This is a genomic window from Flavobacterium endophyticum, from assembly GCF_003634455.1.
GTDB classification, from domain to species: Bacteria; Bacteroidota; Bacteroidia; order Flavobacteriales; family Flavobacteriaceae; genus Flavobacterium; species Flavobacterium endophyticum.
Genome location: NZ_RBLC01000001.1, coordinates 1,822,731 through 1,846,881, shown reverse-complemented (window position 1 = coordinate 1,846,881; position 24,151 = coordinate 1,822,731). Strand labels below are relative to the sequence as shown.

Genomic DNA, 24,151 nt, shown 5'->3' with positions numbered 1-24,151 from the left:
ATTAAAGTCGGGTCATAAATAACAATAATTCTAAAAAAGAATAAAAAATCTCCTCTTTATAATTTAAAATTCATAATTCATAATTGACAATTATCACTAAATTTGCCATCTAAAATTTTAATAATGTATAGAAGTCATAATTGTGGCGCATTAAACGCTTCACATATTGCTACAGAAGTTACTCTCGCCGGATGGGTTCAAAAATCACGTGATAAAGGTTTCATGATTTGGGTAGACCTGCGTGACCGTTATGGAATTACACAACTGATTTTTGATTCTGAAAGAACAGATACTGCTGTTTTTGAAATGGCTAAGACATTAGGCCGCGAGTTCGTCATCCAGGTAAAAGGAACCGTTATAGAACGGGAATCCAAAAATAAAAATATGGCGACAGGCGATATTGAAATTTTAGTTTCAGAACTGACTATCTTAAATGCTGCACTGACGCCTCCGTTTACGATTGAAGACGAAACAGACGGCGGTGAAGACATCCGAATGAAATACCGTTACTTGGATATCAGAAGAAATCCCGTAAAAAACAGCTTACTTTTCCGTCATAAAGTGACGATGGAAGTGAGAAAATACCTTTCTGATTTGGATTTCTGCGAAGTCGAAACTCCTTACTTGATTAAATCAACACCAGAAGGAGCAAGAGATTTCGTTGTTCCGTCAAGGATGAACGAAGGCCAATTCTATGCGTTGCCGCAATCGCCGCAGACATTCAAGCAATTGCTAATGGTAGGCGGCATGGATAAGTACTTCCAAATCGTGAAATGTTTCCGTGATGAAGACTTAAGAGCCGACAGACAGCCTGAGTTTACGCAGATCGACTGCGAGATGGCTTTTGTAGAGCAGGAAGATATCTTGAACGTTTTTGAAGGACTGACAAGACATTTGCTAAAAGAAATCAAAGGAATCGAAGTAGATAAATTCCCAAGAATCACGTATGATTATGCGATGAAGACCTACGGAAACGATAAACCAGACATCCGTTTCGGAATGGAGTTCGGTGAGTTGAATGAAGTAGCGCAACATAAAGAATTTTCGGTTTTTAATACTGCCGAACTTGTCGTAGGAATTGCAGCTCCAGGCTGTGCTTCGTACACTAGAAAAGAAATAGACAATTTAATTGATTGGGTAAAACGTCCGCAAATAGGCGCATCAGGAATGGTGTATGCCAAATACGAATTGGATGGAACGATCAAATCATCTGTAGATAAATTTTACGACCAAGAAGATTTGTTGAATTGGGCAAAAGTTACAGGCGCAAAACCTGGCGACTTGATCTTGGTTCTCTCAGGCCCTGCACATAAAACAAGAACGCAACTGAGCGCCTTGAGAATGGAAATGGCTACACGTCTGGGATTGAGAAATCCAGAAGTTTTTGCTCCATTATGGGTAGTCGATTTTCCTTTATTGGAATTTGATGAAGAAAGCGGCAGATACCACGCAATGCACCATCCGTTTACCTCGCCTAAGCCAGAAGATATTGCCTTGCTGGAAACCGAACCAGGCAAAGTAAGAGCGAATGCTTATGATATGGTATTGAACGGTAATGAAATTGGAGGCGGTTCTATTCGTATCCATGATAAAGCGACACAACAATTGATGTTCAAATATCTAGGGTTTACTGAAGAAGAAGCCAAAGCACAATTCGGATTCTTGATGGATGCTTTCCAATTTGGAGCACCACCACACGGAGGACTGGCTTTCGGGTTGGATCGACTGGTAGCCATCTTAGGAGGGCAAGAAACTATTCGTGATTTTATCGCTTTCCCGAAAAACAACTCAGGACGAGACGTTATGATTGACGCGCCATCTGTAATCGATGACAAGCAATTAGAAGAACTCCATATCCGACTTAAATAATACAAAAGGCCTCGAAAAATCGAGGCTTTTTTATGCAACGTTATCTCTCTCTTTGTTCAATTCATTAAGGAAATAAGAAGGATAAATTCCGGTAGAGGCAAAAAATGCTTTTGAAAAATGCTGGGGCGTACTGAAACCCGATTCATCCGCAAGAGCCTTAATCGTATAGTTTCTATATTTAGATTGGCTTTTCAGCAGGTCGACGATATAATCGATACGCAGGTCGTTCAAATAGTTATTATAATTCTTGTTTCGATAATGATTTATCACCTTGGAAAGATAATTTGAATTCGTGTTAAATGCCGAAGCAAGGTTGACCAGCGTCAGGTCTTTTTCTAAAAACTTTTTCCGGCTTTCAAATTTTTCCAGCTCTTTTAATATCGCAGTCACGACGTCTGGATTGATATCAAGTCCTTTTTTCTCGGTATCCTCTTTGTGTATCGAGATAGGATCTTGCGGTTCCTCCTTTTTTGCATCCATCAATTCTTCAAACTTCTGGCGGTATAGCTTCTGGTTGCTATAATAACGATAGAAAAAATACAATGTCAAGAAGAAAAAAACGGCCAGCGAAAAATACAATAATAAGGTAGTTTTTTCTTTGCCGGCTAGCTGTTTTTCGATTTCTTGCTTGGCTTGACGAAGTGCCTTCGTATCATATTCTTTGTGAATCTTTCCCGACATATATTTAAAATTCGCATTAAGCACACTGTCTGCCTTCATCAGCCTGTTGATGTAATACAGCTGGTTTTTCACATCTCCTTTTTCTTTGTAATAGCCTACGAGGAGCTCATAGTTTTCTCTTAAATCAGGGCGTATATAATTTTTCTCCGCAAAAGTGCGGTCTACTTTTTTAAAATAAGGCAGTGCCTTTTCCTGTTGTTTTTGATCCCAATAACATTTTCCGATATAGAAATACCCGACTGCCTCATTAGCAAAGTCATTATTCTTTATGATTGCTGGCAAAGCTTGCTGTATATCATGGACAGCTTTTGTATAATTTTTTTTAAAATATTGATTAATCCCTTCAGAATGGATAATATAGTTTTGTGTCAGGTCTATATTCAGGCGTTTGGCTTCTTTTAGGGCGAATTCATTTGTTTCTGTACTTAAATCGTATTTGCCAAGTCGGTTATAGACTAATCCCAGCGAATGCAAAGAGTTCAGATAACCTCTTTGATAATCATATTCATCGTATTGCTTGAAATAATCGACACATTCTTTTAGCAACACCAAAGCCTCATCATTAAACCCTAAATGTATTTTGATTCCAGCAATATGATATTTAAGCTCATATTTCAAGTAGGCATCATCGGAATTAGAGATGTAGTCGCTTGCCAAGAGATAAAAATTCAGGGCTTGAGCATAATTCTTAATAGAATAGTAAAAATTCCCTTTAGAAATATAAGCGGAGCCTATAACAGGAGGATCGTTCGTCATTTTTGCCGTTGCGACTATACTATCGGCATAAGCAAGCTTTAAATTTTCGGGAACGAAGAAGATCGCGTTGGAATAGGCATTGACCATTTCGTTTAAATTTTTCTCCGATTTTGCTTTTGACAAATAAGAATCCAGATAAAAAAGTGCCTTTATGGTATCCTCTTCATAAAGATCTATCCTATTATTAAGATAATCATAAGACTTATCTTTTAAAGAATCGGGCAGCTGAAATCCCTTTTGTTGAGAAAAAACAGGAATCGCTATTACCAAACAGAGTAAGTAAAAAATGTTGAACTTGTTTATCATAAGAAATTTCTGCTGTTTTTGATTTTGCATCATTAACTTTTAAACATGGAGGGTTATAAATGTAGCATAAAAAATATAAAAAACCGTAAAAATCCCTGTTTTTTAATCTTTAGAAATGCCTTGCAAAAAACAGATCAAACAATAAATCACAAAAGACTTTAATTAACTGATTTACAATGTATTAATTATTAAAAAACGCGCTACGAATTCATGAATTCGTAGCGCGTTTTTCGCGAATTCGTATTGTATACACTTGCAAACGGCAAATTCCCAAGATAGCTTTGTCAATGAAATCCTGAAGCAATTGGATGGGATTAAAATTTCAAAGGTTCAATGTCCGGACAAAAATGAACTGAAGAATAAGATGAGTTTAACAACAAACACTAACACCTCCTCCTTATGAAAAAGTTATTATCATTATCGCTGTTTTTATCTCTTACTTTTTTATCATGTTCTACAGACGAAGATCTTGAAAACATAGAATTACAATCCGAAACATCAACTTCTTTAAGTCTTAAAGAAAACCCACATAACTGGAATCCGGCAAATACGGCGAACTCCTACGATGCAGCCGGAAGCTTATATCGCAAGATTCTGGAAGAATATTATGATAATGCTCCAACTTCAACAACTCCATCGCAAATCATTTCTGATGTTGAAACTATAGCAAACAGCTTTTCAGAATTTACACCGATGAAAAATAATATCTATATGCCTCTTGCTTATAGCAATATCAATTGGATATTGAATACAAGCGACAGTTATCATATTGCCATTACCAATAATACTGTACTGAGCATGGCCGCTAAAAACCAGCTTGAGATTCTAGCTGCAAACCTGACTCTCCTGATAGATGCAGAAGCTTCGGCAAAAAATATCCATGACCACATTGTTGGTTTTGAAGCAACAATAGTATCAAGCCAGGCTTTGACAGCAAATGATAAAAAAGCAATCCTTACTTCCACCTCGATAGCCCGACATGCCAATTACCTGCGCAGAAAAGGAAGAAGATGGGACATCCACCACGGAATAACAGGATGCATCCAAGGCGATACTGAAAGCATGGCTAAAGCCGTAACTACCGCTGCAAGCGTCAATGCAGTCGGAAACAGCGTAGCCGAATAAATTCGAAAGTAGTTAAGTAAATAAAGTTCAAACCAATTAACCAACCAAAAAACATGAAAAATATCAGAGACCACCCTAGCCAGTCCTAATCCGGAAAAACCCCATAGAATTTAGTTTGGATTCTATAAAAACCAAATAATCAAACAAAAATTTATTAATCAACCATGGTAAGTCCATCGCTTAAACCAACCACGATGAAACTACCCACTTAAATTTAAACATTATGAAAAATTTACTATTCAGCCTAATGGCAATCGCTTTGTTCAGCTTCAACGCTAACGCTAATGAAATCAAAGAAAATACAATAGCAAAAATTGACAAAATCGAGAATTCATCAAATTCTGAAGATTTGACTACACCAAGACCTCGTCTTACGATAGAAGTAGATTTTGGAAGACGATCTAGAGGTTGTACTGGTTTTGGTGTATGCAGTGTTGTAATTACTCTTGAATTAAACTTCTTCCTAGCTACAACAAACGAAAGAGGAAATTTAGTTCTAGAAGCAAACGCCAGGGGTCTTGAAGCTGTAAGAAGTCATTTCGGATCTAACACAATTACAGTTGAAGAAGACTACAAACTATCTGCAGATGTAACAAAACAACTTGGTTTACCATCTGACTATACAATCAGAGCTGGAAGATATACGTTGGCAGCTGATGGAAACGGCAACTATGTGACAACTATGTAAAATATTGATAGTACTGTATTAAAAATGCACTATCTGAAAATTCAGATAGTGCATTTTACAAAATTTAGTACTTAATTACAGTTATCAAGAAAAGGCAAAATACGTTCAAATGACAAAACTGGAAGTATGAAATTCTTGTACAATCCCAATCTAAAGGTCGAGTGGAATTCTTTTTTTAGATTTTCAATCGCATTTTATTGCATTTTAAGCTTGTTTTCTTTTTGGGAAGATGTTCCCAAAATACTGATTCAAGGCGACCTTACCCATGATTCAGCGTTAGCGTCCTTACATAGTTTTATAACGGAATATGGTTTCAATACACTCTTTGATGATTTTGTTTACCTCGTTATTTACGTCTATCTTTTTATGCTGGGCTTGTTATGTCTGGGAGCATTTACTAGGATTTCGGCTTTATTTGCGTTCCTATTTAATCTGATAATCACAAAATCAATAAACGACGGTCTTCATGAGGCAAGCTATTTTGCAACATCAGCTTTATTTTATTGCGTGATTTTTCCAAGAGGAAAATTCTCGATGGATTATTACATTAAAGAATTTGAAATAAATGAAACGCTGCTCAAATGGTCTTTATATTTATTACAAGCTCATTTATGCCTCATTTATTTTTTATCAGGAATTGGAAAAAGCCTCAATATCGATTGGCAACTATTATCTGGAACCAATTATGATGTACAGATTCCTCTTTCTAGATTTATCTTGCCAGAAGCTCTATCAGCTGGAATTAGTTTTTTTGTCATAATCATTGAAATATTTTATCCTGTTTTTATTAATTATTCCAAGACTCGAAAACTATGGCTGGCCATGACTATTCTACTGCATGTCTGTATCGTCAGTCTTACAGGGTTTTATTTTTTTGGAATCTTGATGATCATTCTTAATATTTCGGCCTATTATATTCCATTTTTAAAGAGCAGTCCAGACAATGATGGAGAATCTGAAGAACAATTAGCCTATTAATAACATTGGCATTTAAATTAAAATAGCTATCAAAATGAAAAATAGTCATCCTGCTTCATAACACCATAAATCATGAAGTTAGCCACTAAAATACCACTAATCTTTATCATTCTTGTCAATGTTGTCAATCTCTATTTTATAATTGACCTATCAAATTATGACGAAATGATAAGCTATGTAAAAAACGAAGGCGAAAAAATTAGCAGTCCCAAAAAAACCGTATTAGTCTTTCTATTCACTAGCTTGACCAACCTATTGTTTGTATGCATTGTGTTCATGAGAAGCATAATCTTTTCAAGCAAGACAAGATCACGATGATTAACCAAGCTCCGATTAAATCAACCTTAATTGTAGCTCTAAAACAACAAAAGATGAAAAAAATATTATACATCCCGGCACTCTTATTCTCAGGGCTTTCATTAGCGCAAAGCAGTCCAAATCCCAAAGTCGCTATTGACGATAACGGATTGGGAAGGCAATTTCCTGACTGCCTCTTGAGCGGTTCCGTATGCAAGTTGTTTACAACGGACCAAGATCCCAAAACTTCGAATGCAAATGCATACAAAACCGGAGAAAACTCTTTTTGCATAGGAATACGAAAAGCGACCATTTCTGAAGAAAAACAGATCGCCATCATGGGTAAGGCATTAAAAGACGTCAATTCTGGAGAAAGTCTTACTTTCAGAATAAATACTCCCTATACTGTCGAGCAAGATTTTCTAAAAGCAATCAACATCAATTCACCAAATGTTGTAATTGCTGCCGGAAGCTATCCAATAGAAATCAATGCCGAGTATATCCTCATTAGGTTATCCTTTTAAGAGAACTAAAAACTACAATTATGATACGATTAGTCCTATTGGTTACGTTCGTTTTTCTCACTACGATTCCATCGGCTCATGCCAATGGCTCCGATCCCGAGTTCAATGCTATTTTTCAGGAAATGCAAAAAGAATTTAAAAAGATAAGTGCCTATTATGCTCCGAAAATCAAGGAAAAAGAATCCCGAATTCAAGACATGACGGCAAAGCTTTATGAAGCAAAAGAAGCAGAAGCAAAAATCAATTTTTTAATTCAAAAAGACATCTTGAAGGAAGAAATTCTTCTTCTTAAAAAGGAAGAAATGCAAGATCTTTCCAAAATCAGATACTTGAAAGGACTCCAGATTATTCGGCTTTTATACGAAAAAGTATTGAGCCTGGATCATCATTTTGCGTCGGTGAGGACATTCTCGGAAATCAATAAACTGTCGAATCCTAACCAATATCCCGAATACGAAAAACTAAAAGAGCTCGTAAAAAACAAAAAGGATAAAAAAGCAGGTTTTGATCTCACGTCTATTCTGGGCACCAATACTATTGTTTCTGTTGTCCAGACATTTTCGAACCTGATGGTTTCATCACTGTCAAAAGAAGAAAAAGATAAGGAGATTGCAAATATTGAGTGTATCCTGGATTTTACGCTCCGAATGCAAAATGATCTGAATACTATTTATTTTGAAACTGCCTTTTTGCAGAAAAGTAATGACAAGATGAGGGCAGATATTGAAACCCTATTCAAAGATTATACAAAGCCGATCGGTTATGCCAATACGCTGGAAAGCTGTAGAACATCAGACGACTGGGATGCTGTAAGGCAAAAAACAAACGATTATTTGGCCAATCTGAAAACACAACAAGGTCCGCAGCTTTATACCTCTCAAGTCAATATTATTTTTCCAATCGACAGGTTGTTACAATTTATAGCCCAATACAATAACTTTATCGATCAGGGAGGAAAATTCTATGAAAAATTCAAGATTATCCTCAATAGCTATGAGAATGAGAAGCAATGCGAAACCAAGCTTCCTCTTGAATATAAAAAGCTAAAAGATGATATCGACGTGGCAATAAACAAATTCAACATGGCCTACAGGCCGGTTGAAGTCAACGGATCTAAGATGAAAGAAATCTTATACGGAATTAATGAGTTTGAATAATTCTCACGATAATACTATGAGTTTTATCTTTCTCTTAAATAATTAAAAAAATTACAGAATTTAGTTTAAAATCTGAAAAACAATCTATTGTATTTCTCAAATAATCACAAAAAGATTTTCTAATCAATAATTTTTTTTCAATTTATTAACATAAAATTATACTTCGTATTAGATTAAATACTACATTTGCTTATTATTAATTATTTTTATTATTACAATGCGTACAGGTACAGTTAAATTTTTCAATGAGTCTAAAGGTTACGGGTTCATTACAGACGAAGAAACAGGAAAAGACATTTTCGTTCATGCTTCAGGAATCAGAGCGGAAGAACTTCGCGAAGGTGACAGAGTATCTTACGAAGAAGAAGAAGGAAGAAAAGGTAAAGTCGCTGCACAAGTTGCAGTACTTGAAGACTAATATATAGCATACTATTTTTAGTTACCTCACAACTAAGCCGCTCCAATTGGAGCGGTTTTTTTTTACCTTAAATTTATTATGTTGCATATTTTATAGCACAATTTTAATAACATTACTACACTATTCTTTTTTTTTAAATTAAAAAACTATAAAATGCACAATTTACACAAAACAGAACTGGTTATTATTTTTATTCATTCTAAATTAAAATTAACAACAATACTATATAGTATTGAAATCGTTAGGCTGTGTTTTAAATATTGGCTCGTATATTTGTAACTATTTTATAAAATAAATTCTTTATGAATACAGATCAGGCTAGTTATTTCCCAATATTGATGCAATTTTTGCTTGCTGTTGGGTTTGTGGTTATGACAATTATTGGCTCTAGTTTTTTAGGCCCGAGAAGAAAGTCGGTCAACAAGGATAAAAGTTTTGAGTGCGGTATCGAATCTGTCGGAAACGCCCGTATTCCTTTTTCAGTAAAATACTTTTTGGTCGCTATCTTATTCGTATTATTCGATGTCGAAGTAATATTCATGTATCCTTGGGCAGTGAATTTTAGAGAAATGGGCTTTGCCGGACTAGCAAAAATGGGAATCTTTATGTTTCTTCTTGTCGTAGGCTTTTTCTACGTGATGAAGAAAAAAGGTTTAGAGTGGGAATAATTAAATTTTTGATTTGAGAATTTCAATATAAGACTTTCTCAAATTTATAAAACCGATGAACAGATTTATGCTTTGGATTTTCTGAAATCCGAAATCTGAAATCTAAAATCAAGAAAAAATGAGTGATTCAAAAATAAAAATGGTAGAAGCTCCTGAAGGAGTGGAAGGAACCGGATTTTTCGCTACAAAACTAGATACTGTAGTCGGACTTGCCCGTGCGAATTCTCTTTGGCCTTTGCCATTTGCTACTTCTTGTTGCGGCATTGAATTTATGGCAACAATGGGCTCGCATTATGACGTTGCACGTTTTGGTTCAGAGCGTATGAGTTTTTCGCCACGCCAAGCCGATATGCTACTAGTTATGGGGACGATTGCTAAAAAAATGGCTCCGATTTTACGTCAAGTCTACGAACAAATGGCAGAGCCAAGATGGGTTATAGCCGTAGGTGCTTGCGCTTCTTCTGGCGGTATTTTCGATACCTACTCTGTTTTGCAGGGTATTGATAAAATTATCCCAGTTGATGTTTATGTTCCTGGCTGCCCGCCAAGACCTGAACAGATACTTGATGGCGTAATGCGTTTGCAGGATTTGGTAAAATCTGAATCCGTAAGGAGAAGAAGTTCTCCAGAATATCAAGAATTACTAGCTTCATATAATATTTCTTAAAGAAAAAAATGGCTTTAGAAACCTCCGATATACAGAATAAGCTTGTTGATAATTTCGAATTAATCGTTAGCGATTTTACGCAACAACACGATATTTTTTCTTTTGAAGTAGATTCAAAATCAATACTCGAAGTCATGCAATTTCTTAGAGATGACAAGACTTTGCGTTTTAACTTCCTTACAGATGTTTGCGGCATCCACTACCCAGACGCGGAATTAGACAGGCAGTTTGCTGTCGTATACCACATGCACAACTGGATGGATAATGTACGAATCAAAATCAAATGTTTCTTGAATGGCGAAAATCCTGAGATCGATTCTGTGACCAGCCTTTTCCTTGGAGCCAACTGGCAAGAAAGAGAAACTTACGATTTCTTCGGGATTATCTTCAAAGGCCATCCGCAATTGAAAAGAATCTTGAACATGGACGAAATGGTTTCTTTCCCAATGCGAAAAGAATTCCCATTAGAAGATGGCGGAAGAACTGATAAAGACGACCGTTTCTTCGGAAGAACAACAGATAATTGCTAATAGTACTGAAATAATATTGATATAAATGTCAGACTTATTATTACCACCAGAATTACGATATGCCGATATCATCAAGCAAAGGCAGAATGAAGACGGAAGCGAGCTATCCATTCTGAACTTAGGGCCTACGCATCCTGCAACGCACGGAATTTTCCAGAACATTCTTCTGATGGATGGAGAGCGAATCGTGGAAGGCGAAGGTACCGTTGGCTATATCCACCGCGCATTCGAAAAAATTGCTGAAAACAGACCTTTTTACCAAATTACGCCATTGACCGACAGGATGAATTACTGTTCGTCGCCTATCAATAATATGGGATGGTGGATGACCTTGGAAAAAGCACTAAATATAGAAGTCCCGAAAAGAGTACAATACCTTCGAGTTATCATCATGGAATTGGCGCGTATTGCTGACCATATCATTTGCAACTCGGTTTTAGGTGTAGATACGGGCGCTTTGACTGGTTTCTTATACGTATTCCAATTCAGGGAAAAAATATACGAAATCTACGAAGAAATCTGCGGTGCGAGACTTACCACCAACATGGGAAGAATCGGAGGTTTTGAAAGAGAATGGAGCCCTGCTGCATTTCGTAAAATTAATGAATTTCTAGAAGAATTTCCGCCGGTTTGGTCTGAATTTGAAAAACTTTTGACGCGAAACAGAATCTTCATGGACAGAACGATAAACGTTGGTCCGATTTCTGCAGAACGTGCAATGAGCTACGGTTTTACAGGTCCAAATTTAAGAGCTACAGGTGTTGATTACGACATCCGTGTCATGCAACCATACAGCTCTTACGAAGATTTTGAATTCAACGTCCCAGTCGGAAAATCTGGAGATACTTATGACCGATTCTGCGTTAGAAATGCCGAAGTTTGGGAAAGTATCAGCATCATCAAGCAAGCTTTGGCAAAAATGCCAGAAGGTCCTTATCATGCAGATGTTCCGGATTATTACCTTCCTCCAAAAGAAGATGTATATACTACTATGGAAGCCTTGATTTATCACTTTAAAATCGTAATGGGAGAAATTCCTGTTCCGGTAACCGAGGTATATCATCCCGTTGAAGGCGGTAATGGAGAACTAGGATTTTATCTTATAACCGACGGAAGTAGAACGCCTTACAGGCTGCATTTTAGAAGACCTTGCTTTATTTATTATCAAGCATTTAATGAAATGGTAAAAGGACAGATGCTCTCTGATGCCATTGCTACATTGTCAAGTTTGAATGTAATTGCAGGAGAATTAGACGCATAGAGAATTTAAGATTTTAGATTTCTGATTTAAAACAACAAAAATCATAAATCTCAAATATAATTTAGGAGTATAAATTTTGAATTTTAGACCCAGTTCTAAAATCTAAAATCCGAAACAAAAAATGGAACGTTTACATATTAAACAAGAAATAAATATCACGGAAGCTTTGATGGAACGCATCAACGAGCTTTTGAGCCATTATCCAGCGGACAAGAAAAAATCTGCCTTGCTGCCGGTTTTGCACGATGTTCAAGATGCCCATGACAACTGGCTGAGCATCGAGCTGATGGATAAGGTTGCCGAAATATTAGAAATCAAGCCGATCGAAGTATATGAAGTTGTGTCGTTTTATACGATGTTCAATCAGAGGCCGATTGGAAAATATATGTTTGAATTCTGCCAGACTTCACCATGCTGCTTGAGTGGTGTTGAAAACTTGATGGATTACACCTGCGACAAGCTAGGCGTAAAAGTTGGAGAACCTACAGCAGACGGCATGTTCGAAGTAAGAGGCGTTGAATGTCTTGGAGCTTGCGGCTATGCACCGATGATGCAGCTAGGCGACTTTTTCCAAGAAAATCTGACCAAAGAAAAAATCGACCAGCTGATAGCTGATTGTAGAGATAACAAGGTTACATTACACGATAAATAATATGTCAAAGAAAATATTATTAGAGAAAGCAAGTATTCCTGGGATTAAGACCTATGAAGTTTATCGCCAAAATGGCGGTTATGCTTCTGTAGAAAAAGCCCTGAAAACAATGACGCCGGACGAAGTTGTGGAAGAAGTGAAAACCTCTGGATTAAGAGGTCGTGGTGGTGCTGGTTTCCCTACTGGAATGAAATGGAGCTTCATCGATAAAAAATCAGGCAAACCAAGACATTTGGTTTGCAATGCTGACGAATCGGAACCGGGAACTTTTAAAGACCGTTTCTTGATGGAATACATTCCGCACCTTTTGATTGAAGGAATGATCACGTCAAGCTTTGCACTAGAAGCCAATTTATCCTACATCTACATTCGCGGAGAATATATGTGGATTTATAAAATTCTTGAAAGAGCCATCAAAGAAGCCTATGCCGCTGGATGGTTAGGAAAAAATATTTTAGGTACTGGTTATAATTTAGATTTATACGTTCACTGCGGTGGTGGTGCTTATATCTGCGGAGAAGAAACCGCTTTGATTGAATCTCTTGAAGGAAAAAGAGGTAATCCTCGTATCAAGCCACCGTTTCCTGCTGTTTCTGGTCTTTGGGCCAATCCTACAGTAGTAAATAACGTAGAATCAATCGCAGCAGTGCCATGGATTGTCAACAATACCGGCGCAGAATATGCAAAAATCGGAATCGGAAGATCAACTGGAACTAAATTGATTTCTGCCTCAGGACACATCAAAAACCCTGGAGTTTATGAAATTGAGCTCGGTTTAAGCGTTGATGAATTTATGAATTCTGATGAATATCTTGGCGGAATGATCGATGACAGACCTTTAAAGGCATTCGTGCCAGGTGGTTCATCTGTTCCTGTGTTGCCTGCCAACTTGATTTATAAAACTGCAAACGGAGAAGACCGATTGATGTCGTATGAATCATTAAGCGACGGCGGTTTTGCCACAGGATCTATGCTAGGTTCAGGCGGATTTATTGTGTATAATGACACCGCTTGTATCGTTAGAAACACATGGAATTTCTCCAGATTCTACCATCATGAAAGCTGTGGACAGTGTTCGCCTTGCCGTGAAGGAACTGGCTGGCTTGAAAAAGTATTACACAGAATTGAAAACGGCCACGGCCGCGAAGAAGATATCGATCTGCTCTGGAGTATCCAAAGCAAGATTGAAGGAAATACGATTTGTCCGTTAGGCGATGCGGCAGCTTGGCCGGTTGCAGCAGCAATTCGTCATTTTAGAGAGGAATTCGAATATCATGTTCGTTTCCCTGAAAAAATTAAAAACAGAGACCATTTTGTGGCCGAGCCTTTTGAAAAGGTAAGACATTTGGTAGCAAAGCAAACAGTTTAAATTTAGTCGAAAGCCATTAGGTCGAAAGTCATGAAGTCAAAGGCTTGAAGACTTGAAAGCTTTACAACTTTAAGACATCAAGAATAAAAAAATGAAAGTAACAATAGACGGTCAAACAATAGAAGTAGAACCAGGAACCACTATCCTGCAAGCTGCTCGAATGATTGGTGGCGAATCCGTTCCGCCAACGATGTGCTATTATTCAAAACTAAAAGGTTCTGGCGGAAAATGCCGTGCCTGTCTGGTTGAAGTTTCAAAAGGAAGCGACGCCAACCCTACTCCAATGCCAAAACTAATGGCTTCTTGCGTGACTGGTGTTATGGATGGCATGGAAGTCAACAGCATCAAATCAGACCGAGTTACAGAAGCTAGAAAATCGGTTACGGAGTTTTTACTGATTAATCACCCTTTGGATTGCCCTGTTTGCGACCAAGCTGGAGAATGCGATTTGCAGAACTTAAGCTTCAAGCACGGAAAATCACAGACTCGTTATATTGAAGAAAAAAGAACTTTTGAACCAGAAGATATTGGTCCGAATATCCAATTGCACATGAACCGTTGCATTTTGTGCTACAGATGTGTGATGGTTGCGGATCAATTGACTGACAATCGTGTTCATGGCGTTATGGACAGAGGAGATCATTCTAATATTTCGACTTGTATTTCAAAAGCAATCGACAATGAATTCTCTGGAAACATGATCGATGTTTGTCCTGTTGGAGCATTAACCGACAAAACATTCCGTTTCAAGTCAAGAGTTTGGTTCAACAAGCCTTTTAACGCACACAGAGAATGTACGACTCCAGGATGCTGCGGAAAAACTACAGTTTGGATGTTCGGTAACGAAATCCAAAGAGTTACAGGAAGAAAAGACGAATTCCACGAAGTAGAAGAATTCATCTGCAACGAATGCCGTTTTGACCATAAAGACACAAAAGACTGGGTTATTGAAGGTCCAAGAAAATTCGAGAAAGATTCTGTTATCAACCAAAACAATTACACTAGAAAATTAGATACGGTTGTAATCGAAACAGAAAAAGGAATCTTGAAAGGACGCGACCAAGACAGAAAGAAAATCAGTATGCCAGCAGTTCCTCTGAAAAAAGAGGAAGAGCAAGCATTTAAGGAAGGTAATATTTAATCGAAATGGATAGTACGATAATTATAGAAAAAGGAATTTTCATTGTCATCATCTTTGCAATAACAATGCTGATGGCGATGTATTCTACGCTTGCGGAAAGAAAAGTTGCGGCTTGGCTTCAAGACCGAATCGGTCCGAACAGAGCCGGAAAAGGAGGAATCCTGCAACCACTTGCCGATGGTCTGAAACTATTCTCGAAAGAAGAATTCTTGCCAGACACGCCAAACAAGTTCCTATTTGTTGTTGGCCCTGCAATCTCGATGAGCGTAGCCTTAATGACAAGTGCCGTTATTCCTTGGGGAGACAAACTGCATCTATTTGGCAGAGATATTATCCTGCAAGCCACCGATATTGATGTTTCTATCCTATACATATTTGGAGTATTGTCAGTCGGTGTTTACGGAATCATGATTGGAGGCTGGGCTTCTAACAACAAATTCTCGTTGATGTCTGCCATGCGTGCGGCTTCGCAGATGATCTCGTATGAAGTAGCCATGGGACTTTCAATTATTGCTTTGTTGATGATGGAAGGTACCTTGAGCTTAAGAGAAATTTCAGCGAACCAAAGCGGCATGCACTGGAATGTGTTCTATCAGCCGATTGGCTTTATCATTTTCTTGGTATGTTCTTTTGCAGAAACCAACAGAACACCTTTCGACTTAGCAGAATGTGAGGCCGAATTGATCGGTGGTTACCATACAGAATATTCATCTATGAGGATGGGATTCTATTTATTTGCGGAATATGCAAGTATGTTCATCTCATCAACTATTTTAGCAGTCCTTTATTTTGGAGGCTACAACTATCCAGGAATGGAATGGGCTGTTGAAAACTGGGGTGTGAATCCTGCTAATGTGATCGGAATCGTAGTACTGTTCATAAAAATCTGTTTCTTCATCTTCTTCTTCATGTGGGTAAGATGGACGATACCGAGATTCCGTTATGACCAGTTGATGCGCTTGGGATGGAAAATTTTAATTCCGTTAGCCATAGCAAATATTGTAGTAACCGGAGTTGTAATTTTATTATTTGACAGCTAATTAGTTAAGATTAATATAAAGATTGACGGAAGTTTACTTCCACAAAATCTGAAACCATATATCAAAATGAGTATAGAGACTATATCATTATCAGGCAGAAAGAAAGAGGTTTCTAACAAAAAGATGACCTTTTTGGAAAGCCTTTATCTTGTAGCGATCGTGAAAGGATTGTTTATTACGATCAAACACTTGTTCACGAGAAAAGTAACTATTAAATATCCAGAGCAGGTTCGTCCAATGAGTCCAGTGTATCGCGGACAGCACATGCTGATGCGTGATGACGAAGGCCGTGAACGTTGTACTGCTTGTGGTTTGTGTGCTCTTTCTTGTCCTGCCGAAGCTATTACGATGAAAGCGGAAGAAAGAAAACCAGACGAAAAACATCTTTATAGAGAAGAGAAATATGCTTCGATCTATGAAATCAACATGTTGCGTTGCATTTTCTGCGGTCTGTGCGAAGAAGCTTGCCCAAAACAAGCTATTTACCTGACTACATCTAAAAAGATTGTAAAAGCAGACTACGACAGAGGTGAATTTATTTATGGAAAAGATAAATTGGTGATGCCTTTAGAACAGGCTTTGAATAACACTAAATTGAAAACGGCTAATTAATATGTTGACAACTGTATTTTATATTTTATCCGCGATTACTTTAGCAACAGCGTTCTTGACGATTTTGACAAAGAATCCTATTCATAGCGCCATTTATCTGGTAATTTGCTTCTTTTCGATAGCCGGACACTACCTGCTTTTTAACGCACAGTTCTTGGCGGTTGTACATATTATAGTATATTCTGGAGCCATCATGATCCTGTTGCTCTTTACGATAATGTTGATGAATCTCAACAAAGAAGATGAACGGCATAAGAGCGGGCTCACTATAATTGCTGCAGTAGCTTCCTTCTGTCTTGTAGCCTTTGTACTTTTGGCGGCTTTCTTAAAATCAATGCCGATCATAGAAGAATATTATGTTTCAGGCGAAGATTACCAATCCATCAAAGTCTTAGGCCAAGTCTTGCTTGACGAGAAAAATGGCTTTATGATTCCGTTTGAATTTGCTTCGGTATTATTACTAGTATCCATGATTGGAGCCGTATTGTTGTCTAAAAAAGAAGAAAAAATAAGCTTATAGTTATGCAGAATGTTTTACAACAAATAGGTATTGAAAACTACATTTATCTTTCTACACTCTTATTTTGTATCGGGATATTTGGTGTTTTGTTCAGAAGAAATGCCATCGTAATGTTTATGTCAATCGAAATCATGCTGAATGCAGTAAATCTTTTGCTGGTTGTTTTTTCAACCTATCATCAAGATGCTTCAGGACAAGTGTTCGTATTTTTCTCTATGGCTGTTGCTGCCGCAGAAGTTGCTGTAGGATTAGCTATTTTGGTCGGAATCTACAGAAACATTCATTCGATTGATATTGATAAATTAAAAAATTTAAAAGGATAATCCCTAATGGAGACAAGCTTACTCTTACTTTTATTATTGGCCCCATTTGCAGGGTTTCTATTTAATGTATTTCTAGGAAAAAAGGTCAGCCGCAATGTTTCTGGAACAATCGGGACAATCGCTGTTGCCATTTCTTTTGCAGTTGCATTAAACTTTTTCTTTCAAATAAATAACACAAAGCAGCCTATACAAATTGATTTATTTCATTGGATGACCCTTGGAAATTTCAATGTTAATTTCAGCTTCCTATTAGATCAGCTTTCAATTCTTTGGTTGCTATTCGTAACAGGAATCGGAACGTTAATCCACATCTACTCGATCAGCTATATGCACGATGATGAAAATCTGCATAAGTTCTTTGCTTACCTTAACCTATTTATCTTCTTCATGATAACATTGGTTACAGGCTCTAACTTATTAATCATGTTTATCGGATGGGAAGGCGTTGGATTATGCTCTTACCTCCTAATCGGATTCTGGTATAAAAACCAAGACTATAACGATGCAGCTAAAAAAGCATTCATCATGAATAGAATTGGAGATTTAGGATTCTTAATCGGAATCTTTACGCTTGGATATTTATTCAGTTCTGTTGATTTCGCTACAATCAAAACTGCTGTCGCTACTGGAAAATCAGTTGATTTAGGATGGTTAGGTTTTGGAACATTATGTCTTTTCATTGGTGCATCTGGAAAATCAGCGCAAATTCCATTATACACTTGGTTGCCTGATGCGATGGCCGGACCTACACCAGTTTCTGCATTAATCCACGCAGCAACCATGGTAACTGCCGGAATTTTCATGATTACCCGATTAAACTTCTTATTCAACCTGACTCCAGATATCCAGATGGTTATTGCTATAATTGGTGCCGTGACTTCTTTGGTTGCCGCATTTATTGCTTTGGTTCAGAACGATATTAAAAAAGTATTAGCTTATTCTACGGTTTCACAGCTCGGCTTGATGTTTTTAGCTTTAGGTCTAGGAGCTTATGAAATTGCTGTTTTCCACGTAATCACGCATGCTTTCTTCAAAGCTTGTCTGTTCTTGGGTTCAGGTTCTGTTATCCATGCCATGCACGGAGAACAAGATATGAGAAAAATGGGCGGCTTGAGAAAATACATGAAAGTGACTTACATTACTTTCTTGATTGCGACATTAGCGATTTCTGGTATTCCGATTTTTGCCGGTTTCTTCTCTAAAGACGAAATCTTGATGGTTGCTTTCCATGAAAATAAAGCCCTTTGGGTAATTGCTTCTTTAGCTTCAATCATGACGGCTTTCTATATGTTCCGTTTGTTGTATTTGACTTTCTTCAAAGAATTCAGAGGAACAGAAGAGCAAAAACACCACTTGCATGAATCTCCAAGCCTGATTACTTTTCCATTAATCGTATTGGCTATTCTTTCGACGGTAGGAGGTTTTATCAGCTTCCCAGGACATAGCTGGTTGAACGAATATCTAAAACCAATTTTTATCGGAGCAAGAGAAGAGCATCATTTAGACGGTACCACTTATATGTTGATGGGAATCGCAGTTGTTGGTGCCTTGATCGGTATCGGAATTGCGTATTCAAATTATATCAAAAAATCTCAAGTGCCTAGCGAAGACAGCGAAATCACTGGATTTTCAAAAGTTTTATATAATAAATTTTATGTAGATGAAATTTATATGGTGGTAATCGTGAAGCCTATCTATGCTATAGCCAGCTTCTCGAAAAACTTTATTGAAACAGCCTTGTCTGGATTTATTTTCGGATTAGGAAAAGTGACAAATATGGTCGGGACACAAGGAAAAGTACTCCAAAACGGAAGCGTTGGGTTTTATCTTTTCGCTTTCGTAATCGGAACTGCTTCAATTATCGCTTATTTATTTTTAGCACAATAATTCATCACTAATGGACGTATCTTTATTATTAATTATTTTATTAGTCGGAGCAATTGCTACTTTTCTATCCGGAGACAAATGGGCTTCTAAAACAGCTTTGCTATTTAGCCTTGCTGCTTTCGGTGCTTCAATTTATCTTTTAACCTTATATAATTCAGGACAAAACATCAGCTTGATGCTACAATGGGTAGCAATGCCTAAAATTTATCTGGCACTTGGTTCTGATGGCTTGTCTATGGCTTTGGTTCTTCTTACTACTGCCCTGACACCGCTGATTATATTTTCGTCTTTTGGAAATTCATACGCTAAATCTAAGAATTTTTATGCCTTGATCCTGTTCATGGTTTTTGCCATGGTCGGAACTTTCTTAAGTGCTGATGGATTCTTATACTATATTTTCTGGGAACTTTCTTTAATTCCTATTTACTTTATCGCCTTGATTTGGGGAGGCGGCAATCCGCAAAGCAGAAAAAAAGCAGTCGTGAAGTTCTTTATTTACACTTTCGCCGGATCTCTGTTCATGCTGGTTTCATTTATCTACCTCTATCAAAAAGCGGGAAGCTTCCTTTTGAGTGATTTGATCAACGTAAAATTGACTTCTCAAGAGCAGTTATGGATATTCTTAGGCTTCTTTTTAGCATATGCGATAAAGATTCCGCTTATTCCTTTCCATACATGGCAGGCAAAAGTATACCAAAAAGCACCAGCCGTCGGTACCATGCTTTTATCAGGTATTATGTTAAAAATGGCACTGTATAGTATCATCAGATGGCAACTGCCTCTTGCTCCAATTGCGGCAAAAGAATATTTATTCTATTTTGTAGGGTTGAGCGTAGCAGGCGTAGTATATGGTTCTATTGTTGCTTTTAAACAAAAAGACATCAAAAAACTATTGGCCTATTCTTCTTTAGCTCACGTTGGATTAATTGCAGCCGGAACGTACACTTTGACTTTAGACGGTTTGAGAGGAGCGGTCCTTCAGATGCTTGCGCACGGTTTTGGAGTAGTCGGCTTGTTCTTTGCCGCAGAAATTATTTCTAGAAGATACGCTACAGGAAAAATTTCCGAAATGGGAGGTATCAGAATACAAGCGCCAAAATTCACTTCTATGTTTATGATATTAGTGTTGGCTTCTGTGGCATTGCCAGGGACCTTTAACTTTGTCGGAGAATTCGAATTGCTTTACAGCTTGGCACAAAGAAGTGTAACCATTTGTATTATTGGTGGAACAACAATCATCTTGGGAGCTTTTTATATGCTGAGAATGTTCCAAAAGGTAATGTTGGGAGATAAAAACGAAAAGTTTTTTGCAGATATCAATGTCAATGAAGGTATTGTAATGGTAATAATTATCGGTGTCCTATTATTTTTCGGATTGTACCCAAAACCAATCATCGATTTGATTACGCCAAGCCTTCAAGAGGTCATAAAAGTTATAAACAGAATTTAATTTAGTCAGATATAAAATGTATACATTAATAGCTATTGCCGTATTAGGGGTTTTATGCCTTATAGCTGAAATTTTCAACGTAAGAAAAGCAATTGTTCCTGTAACAATTATTGGCTTGCTTGCTACCTTGGGACTGACAGCGACTGGATTAAATGGATCAGCAGATACTTACAATAATATGATTGTTGATGATAACTTTTCAACTTCATTTTCTTGCCTATTTATTTTATTGACAGTGTTTCTAATAGCCTTGACACCAAGCTTTCACGAGAAACAAATACACAAAATATCCGATTTCGTTTCTATAAAATTGTTCCTTTTGACAGGAGCCATTGCTATGGTTGCTTTCGGGAATCTCGCAATGTTCTTCCTTGGAATTGAAATTCTTTCTATCTCTTTATATGTTTTGGCAGCAAGCAATCGCTTGAGCTTAAAAAGTAATGAGGCTGGAATGAAATATTTCCTGATGGGAGCCTTCGCTTCAGGTTTTATCTTGTTCGGAATTGCACTAATTTATGGCGCTATCGGTTCATTTGACATGACAGTTATTCAAGAAGCAGGAACTTCTGCTGATGTAGAAGACTGGTTTTATATTGGAGCTATTTTATTGAGTATTGGTATGCTTTTCAAAATCGCAGCAGTTCCATTTCACTTTTGGGCTCCCGACGTTTATGAAGGTTCGCCTGCCTTGACAACGGCTTTGATGAGTACGTTGGCAAAAGTGGTTGCAATGGCGGCTTTCTTCAAATTGGTACGAGCAATGAACGTCAACCTTCCAGAATCTTCGCAAACAGCTTTGATGATTGTTTCCATTCTTTCGATGACTATCGGAAACATTATGGCATTAAAACAGACAAATGTGAAAAGAATGCTGGCTTTCTCAGGTATTTCACATGCAGGATTTATGTTGATGGCGCTTTTGGCCGTTTCCACTTCTGGAGGAATTCTTCTTTACTATACTTCGGCTTATGCCTTGGCAGGAATTGCAGCATTCTCAGTAGTGCTATATGTCACAAAAGACAAAGACAACGAAGATATTTTCAATTTCAACGGACTAGGAAAAACGAGTCCTTTATTAGCAGCAATCCTAACAGGAGCTTTGCTTTCTATGGCTGGAATTCCGATTTTTTCAGGATTCTTTGCTAAAGTTTTCTTGTTCGGACAAATGCTAAAAGCTGGGCACATCATCTTGGTAATCATCGCTGTCGTAAACTCTATCATCAGCGTGGGCTACTATTTCAAATTGATTCTTGCCATGTATACTAAAGATGCCACAGAAAATGCAAAATCTGTTCCTTTTGTATATAGCGCTGTTGCTACAGTTGCTATCTTATTGAACATCGCATTAGGACTTTACCCTTCTTTCTTGCTAGATTTACTGACATAGAAGCTTAACAATACATTATACCGAAAACCATCAGTTAGTTCTGGTGGTTTTTTTTTATATAATTTCTTACGATAATTTTTTCAACATTAACTTTTGTCAAACAGTAGTTCTTAGTCGTTTAGGTTAATTTTGTACTATGTATGCATTAGTCGACTGCAATAATTTTTATACTTCCTGCGAAAGGGTTTTCCAGCCACAATATAATGGAAAGCCAGTTGTCGTCTTGTCTAATAATGACGGGTGCATCATATCTCGAAGCGATGAAGCAAAAGCTTTAGGTATCCCCATGGCAGCTGCTGAATTTAAGATACGAGAAATGCTAGCTCAAAATAATGTAAAAGTATTTTCCTCCAATTATGCCTTATATGGAGACATGAGCCAGCGTGCCATGGATGTAATGAGAGAATTTACTCCGCATGTTGAAGTATATAGTATTGATGAAGCTTTCCTAAATTTCGAGGGGATGAATATCTCTGACTATGATGATTATGGAAAACAGATCAAAACTAAACTTTTGAAAGGCCTCAGCCTGCCCGTCTGTATCGGTTTTGCTGCAACTAAGGCATTATCAAAAGTCGCCAACAAAATTGCCCGGAAATATCCAGAAAAAACCAATGGAGTGTATGTGATAGATACAGAAGAAAAACGTATCAAAGCACTAAAATGGACCAAAATAGAAGCTGTTTGGGGCATCGGTTATCGGATGAAGAAAAAAATGAAGGCCAAAAACATACTGACTGCTTATGATTTTACAGAACCATTTCATGAAAATTGGATAAAAAAAGAAATGGGCGTCATAGGCCTCCGCCTTAGAAAAGAACTATTGGGAGAATCGGTCTTAACGATAGAAGAACCTTCCGATAAGAAAAGTATCGCTATTACCCGAAGCTTTCCGAAACAGCTGACCGATTTTGATTCGTTGAGGGAACGGATTTCGACTTTTGCTTCAGTCTGTGCCGAAAAGCTGAGACAGCAGAATTCGTGTTGCCATACTATAATCGTTATGCTTTCAACCATGGAGCACAAAACGCCAACAACGAAAGAATACTACCATCACGCCGTCACACTGCCTTTCGGGACCAATTCTACGCTCACAATAAACCAAGCGGCTCTGAGGATTCTAGAAAAGTTATACGAAGAAAACAAAGGACAGCGATTTCAAAAAGCCGGCGTAATCGTAACCCAGCTAATTAATACAAACGAGAAGCAGCTTCATCTATTTGAAGAAGAAAACCCAAAACACCACCTGTTGATGAAAGCGATTGACAACATCAACACCAAAATAGGAAGTCGCAAAGTCAAACTAGGGATACAAGATTCCCAAACATGGAACATGAAACAGAATATGCTTTCTCCGAAATATACGACCCAATTCGATCAAATTCTAGTAGTAAAATGCCATTAGAACCCAAACATACAGATAAGAAGCTCAATTTTTTTAAGCCTGATCTCGAAAGCGACATCAGAATACCTTATGTATCTCAAGGAGTTTCAGCTGGATTTCCCTCGCCTGCATTAGATTTCCTAGAAACTTCTATCGACTTAAACAAAGAGCTGATTGAAAATCCAACGACCACATTTTATATAAAAGTTGAAGGCCATTCCATGACAGATGCCGGAATAAATGACAAGGATATCTTAATCGTTGATCGAAGCCTAGAGCCGGTGGACAAAGAAATTGCAATTTGTTTTATCGACGGAGAATTTACGGTAAAAAGATTAAAGCTCGAAAAAGACTGCTTATATCTGATGCCTGAAAATCAAAAATACCAACCCATAAAAGTTTCGGAAGAAAATAATTTTATAATCTGGGGCATCGTTACTTACGTAATCAAGAAGATATAA

24 protein-coding genes are annotated in these 24,151 nt (G+C 37.5%); 23 read left to right on the top strand and 1 reads right to left on the bottom strand.

Translation table 11 applies throughout. From position 1 onward, the window contains the following. The first annotated feature begins 123 nt into the window (after positions 1-123). On the top strand, positions 124-1,869 hold the full coding sequence (gene aspS, locus CLV94_RS08330) for an aspartate--tRNA ligase (protein WP_121375937.1): 1,746 nt from the start codon (positions 124-126) through the stop codon (positions 1,867-1,869). A gap of 30 nt (positions 1,870-1,899) precedes the next feature. Here the strand turns inward: aspS and CLV94_RS08325 are convergent, their stop codons facing one another. Beyond that, the gene (locus CLV94_RS08325) at positions 1,900-3,612 is read right to left on the bottom strand and encodes an AraC family transcriptional regulator (protein WP_170148766.1); all 1,713 of its coding nucleotides are present in this window, start codon (positions 3,610-3,612) and stop codon (positions 1,900-1,902) included. Positions 3,613-4,011: 399 nt separating this feature from the next. On the opposite strand from CLV94_RS08325, the gene CLV94_RS08320 reads away from it, so the two are divergent. The 22 genes from CLV94_RS08320 to CLV94_RS08215 all read left to right on the top strand — a co-directional run bounded on the left by CLV94_RS08320 (position 4,012) and on the right by CLV94_RS08215 (position 24,151). Continuing rightward, positions 4,012-4,737, top strand: coding sequence for a hypothetical protein (locus CLV94_RS08320; protein ID WP_121375935.1), 726 nt, complete (start codon positions 4,012-4,014; stop codon positions 4,735-4,737). A 223-nt stretch (positions 4,738-4,960) separates the two neighbouring features. Beyond that, the gene (locus CLV94_RS08315; RefSeq protein WP_147406607.1) at positions 4,961-5,425 is read left to right on the top strand and encodes a hypothetical protein; all 465 of its coding nucleotides are present in this window, start codon (positions 4,961-4,963) and stop codon (positions 5,423-5,425) included. Between the two features lie 126 nt (positions 5,426-5,551). Then, a complete protein-coding gene (locus CLV94_RS08310; RefSeq protein WP_147406606.1) occupies positions 5,552-6,403 on the top strand; it encodes an HTTM domain-containing protein in 852 nt (283 codons plus the stop codon). 371 nt (positions 6,404-6,774) lie between these two features. Then, on the top strand, positions 6,775-7,224 hold the full coding sequence (locus CLV94_RS08305) for a hypothetical protein (RefSeq protein WP_147406605.1): 450 nt from the start codon (positions 6,775-6,777) through the stop codon (positions 7,222-7,224). Positions 7,225-7,244: 20 nt separating this feature from the next. Further along, complete coding sequence (locus tag CLV94_RS08300; RefSeq protein WP_121375931.1) at positions 7,245-8,381, top strand: hypothetical protein; 1,137 nt, start codon at positions 7,245-7,247, stop codon at positions 8,379-8,381. A 217-nt stretch (positions 8,382-8,598) separates the two neighbouring features. After that, positions 8,599-8,799, top strand: a complete 201-nt coding sequence (locus tag CLV94_RS08295; RefSeq protein ID WP_027310289.1) for a cold-shock protein — start codon at positions 8,599-8,601, stop codon at positions 8,797-8,799. A gap of 302 nt (positions 8,800-9,101) precedes the next feature. Further along, positions 9,102-9,467 carry an NADH-quinone oxidoreductase subunit A gene (locus CLV94_RS08290; protein WP_121375930.1) on the top strand — a complete coding sequence of 122 codons (366 nt, stop codon included), beginning with the start codon at positions 9,102-9,104 and terminating at the stop codon, positions 9,465-9,467. A gap of 118 nt (positions 9,468-9,585) precedes the next feature. Next, the gene (locus CLV94_RS08285) at positions 9,586-10,134 is read left to right on the top strand and encodes an NADH-quinone oxidoreductase subunit B (protein ID WP_121375929.1); all 549 of its coding nucleotides are present in this window, start codon (positions 9,586-9,588) and stop codon (positions 10,132-10,134) included. Positions 10,135-10,142: 8 nt separating this feature from the next. Next, positions 10,143-10,664 (top strand): NADH-quinone oxidoreductase subunit C, encoded by a 522-nt coding sequence (locus CLV94_RS08280; RefSeq protein WP_121375928.1) that lies wholly within the window; start codon positions 10,143-10,145, stop codon positions 10,662-10,664. Between the two features lie 25 nt (positions 10,665-10,689). Further along, positions 10,690-11,925, top strand: a complete 1,236-nt coding sequence (locus tag CLV94_RS08275; protein WP_121375927.1) for an NADH-quinone oxidoreductase subunit D — start codon at positions 10,690-10,692, stop codon at positions 11,923-11,925. A 121-nt stretch (positions 11,926-12,046) separates the two neighbouring features. Then, on the top strand, positions 12,047-12,577 hold the full coding sequence (locus CLV94_RS08270) for a complex I 24 kDa subunit family protein (protein WP_121375926.1): 531 nt from the start codon (positions 12,047-12,049) through the stop codon (positions 12,575-12,577). Between the two features lies 1 nt (position 12,578). Further along, positions 12,579-13,946 carry an NADH-quinone oxidoreductase subunit NuoF gene (nuoF, locus tag CLV94_RS08265; protein WP_121375925.1) on the top strand — a complete coding sequence of 456 codons (1,368 nt, stop codon included), beginning with the start codon at positions 12,579-12,581 and terminating at the stop codon, positions 13,944-13,946. A 91-nt stretch (positions 13,947-14,037) separates the two neighbouring features. Continuing rightward, a complete protein-coding gene (locus CLV94_RS08260; protein ID WP_121375924.1) occupies positions 14,038-15,087 on the top strand; it encodes a 2Fe-2S iron-sulfur cluster-binding protein in 1,050 nt (349 codons plus the stop codon). A gap of 5 nt (positions 15,088-15,092) precedes the next feature. Further along, the gene (gene nuoH, locus CLV94_RS08255) at positions 15,093-16,127 is read left to right on the top strand and encodes an NADH-quinone oxidoreductase subunit NuoH (RefSeq protein WP_121375923.1); all 1,035 of its coding nucleotides are present in this window, start codon (positions 15,093-15,095) and stop codon (positions 16,125-16,127) included. 66 nt (positions 16,128-16,193) lie between these two features. After that, positions 16,194-16,739, top strand: a complete 546-nt coding sequence (gene nuoI / locus CLV94_RS08250; RefSeq protein ID WP_121375922.1) for an NADH-quinone oxidoreductase subunit NuoI — start codon at positions 16,194-16,196, stop codon at positions 16,737-16,739. A gap of 1 nt (position 16,740) precedes the next feature. After that, positions 16,741-17,259: an NADH-quinone oxidoreductase subunit J family protein gene (locus tag CLV94_RS08245; protein ID WP_121375921.1), complete on the top strand. Its 519-nt coding sequence runs from the start codon at positions 16,741-16,743 to the stop codon at positions 17,257-17,259. Between the two features lie 2 nt (positions 17,260-17,261). After that, positions 17,262-17,582 carry an NADH-quinone oxidoreductase subunit NuoK gene (nuoK, locus tag CLV94_RS08240; RefSeq protein ID WP_121375920.1) on the top strand — a complete coding sequence of 107 codons (321 nt, stop codon included), beginning with the start codon at positions 17,262-17,264 and terminating at the stop codon, positions 17,580-17,582. Positions 17,583-17,588: 6 nt separating this feature from the next. Beyond that, the gene (nuoL, locus tag CLV94_RS08235) at positions 17,589-19,469 is read left to right on the top strand and encodes an NADH-quinone oxidoreductase subunit L (protein ID WP_121375919.1); all 1,881 of its coding nucleotides are present in this window, start codon (positions 17,589-17,591) and stop codon (positions 19,467-19,469) included. Positions 19,470-19,479: 10 nt separating this feature from the next. Beyond that, the gene (locus tag CLV94_RS08230; RefSeq protein WP_121375918.1) at positions 19,480-20,919 is read left to right on the top strand and encodes a complex I subunit 4 family protein; all 1,440 of its coding nucleotides are present in this window, start codon (positions 19,480-19,482) and stop codon (positions 20,917-20,919) included. 16 nt (positions 20,920-20,935) lie between these two features. Further along, entirely contained in the window at positions 20,936-22,306 is a 1,371-nt protein-coding gene (locus tag CLV94_RS08225) for an NADH-quinone oxidoreductase subunit N (RefSeq protein ID WP_121375917.1), read from the top strand. 136 nt (positions 22,307-22,442) lie between these two features. Beyond that, positions 22,443-23,711: a Y-family DNA polymerase gene (locus CLV94_RS08220; RefSeq protein ID WP_121375916.1), complete on the top strand. Its 1,269-nt coding sequence runs from the start codon at positions 22,443-22,445 to the stop codon at positions 23,709-23,711. Beyond that, a complete protein-coding gene (locus tag CLV94_RS08215) occupies positions 23,702-24,151 on the top strand; it encodes a LexA family protein (RefSeq protein WP_121375915.1) in 450 nt (149 codons plus the stop codon). The genes CLV94_RS08220 and CLV94_RS08215 overlap by 10 nt, the downstream gene beginning before the upstream one ends.

Bases quoted from the DNA above. Each gene is read 5' to 3' on its own strand.
- CLV94_RS08290 (WP_121375930.1), top strand. From the start codon at position 9,102: ATGAATACAGATCAGGCTAGTTATTTCCCAATATTGATGCAATTTTTG.
- CLV94_RS08280 (WP_121375928.1), top strand. From the start codon at position 10,143: ATGGCTTTAGAAACCTCCGATATACAGAATAAGCTTGTTGATAATTTC.
- CLV94_RS08300 (WP_121375931.1), top strand. From the start codon at position 7,245: ATGATACGATTAGTCCTATTGGTTACGTTCGTTTTTCTCACTACGATT.
- CLV94_RS08315 (WP_147406607.1), top strand. From the start codon at position 4,961: ATGAAAAATTTACTATTCAGCCTAATGGCAATCGCTTTGTTCAGCTTC.
- CLV94_RS08295 (WP_027310289.1), top strand. From the start codon at position 8,599: ATGCGTACAGGTACAGTTAAATTTTTCAATGAGTCTAAAGGTTACGGG.
- CLV94_RS08275 (WP_121375927.1), top strand. From the start codon at position 10,690: ATGTCAGACTTATTATTACCACCAGAATTACGATATGCCGATATCATC.
- CLV94_RS08215 (WP_121375915.1), top strand. From the start codon at position 23,702: ATGCCATTAGAACCCAAACATACAGATAAGAAGCTCAATTTTTTTAAG.
- CLV94_RS08245 (WP_121375921.1), top strand. From the start codon at position 16,741: ATGTTGACAACTGTATTTTATATTTTATCCGCGATTACTTTAGCAACA.
- nuoI (WP_121375922.1), top strand. From the start codon at position 16,194: ATGAGTATAGAGACTATATCATTATCAGGCAGAAAGAAAGAGGTTTCT.
- nuoL (WP_121375919.1), top strand. From the start codon at position 17,589: ATGGAGACAAGCTTACTCTTACTTTTATTATTGGCCCCATTTGCAGGG.
- CLV94_RS08320 (WP_121375935.1), top strand. From the start codon at position 4,012: ATGAAAAAGTTATTATCATTATCGCTGTTTTTATCTCTTACTTTTTTA.
- CLV94_RS08285 (WP_121375929.1), top strand. From the start codon at position 9,586: ATGAGTGATTCAAAAATAAAAATGGTAGAAGCTCCTGAAGGAGTGGAA.
- CLV94_RS08325 (WP_170148766.1), bottom strand. From the start codon at position 3,612: ATGATAAACAAGTTCAACATTTTTTACTTACTCTGTTTGGTAATAGCG.
- CLV94_RS08220 (WP_121375916.1), top strand. From the start codon at position 22,443: ATGTATGCATTAGTCGACTGCAATAATTTTTATACTTCCTGCGAAAGG.
- nuoH (WP_121375923.1), top strand. From the start codon at position 15,093: ATGGATAGTACGATAATTATAGAAAAAGGAATTTTCATTGTCATCATC.
- CLV94_RS08270 (WP_121375926.1), top strand. From the start codon at position 12,047: ATGGAACGTTTACATATTAAACAAGAAATAAATATCACGGAAGCTTTG.
- nuoK (WP_121375920.1), top strand. From the start codon at position 17,262: ATGCAGAATGTTTTACAACAAATAGGTATTGAAAACTACATTTATCTT.
- CLV94_RS08310 (WP_147406606.1), top strand. From the start codon at position 5,552: ATGAAATTCTTGTACAATCCCAATCTAAAGGTCGAGTGGAATTCTTTT.
- CLV94_RS08305 (WP_147406605.1), top strand. From the start codon at position 6,775: ATGAAAAAAATATTATACATCCCGGCACTCTTATTCTCAGGGCTTTCA.
- aspS (WP_121375937.1), top strand. From the start codon at position 124: ATGTATAGAAGTCATAATTGTGGCGCATTAAACGCTTCACATATTGCT.
- nuoF (WP_121375925.1), top strand. From the start codon at position 12,579: ATGTCAAAGAAAATATTATTAGAGAAAGCAAGTATTCCTGGGATTAAG.
- CLV94_RS08225 (WP_121375917.1), top strand. From the start codon at position 20,936: ATGTATACATTAATAGCTATTGCCGTATTAGGGGTTTTATGCCTTATA.
- CLV94_RS08260 (WP_121375924.1), top strand. From the start codon at position 14,038: ATGAAAGTAACAATAGACGGTCAAACAATAGAAGTAGAACCAGGAACC.
- CLV94_RS08230 (WP_121375918.1), top strand. From the start codon at position 19,480: ATGGACGTATCTTTATTATTAATTATTTTATTAGTCGGAGCAATTGCT.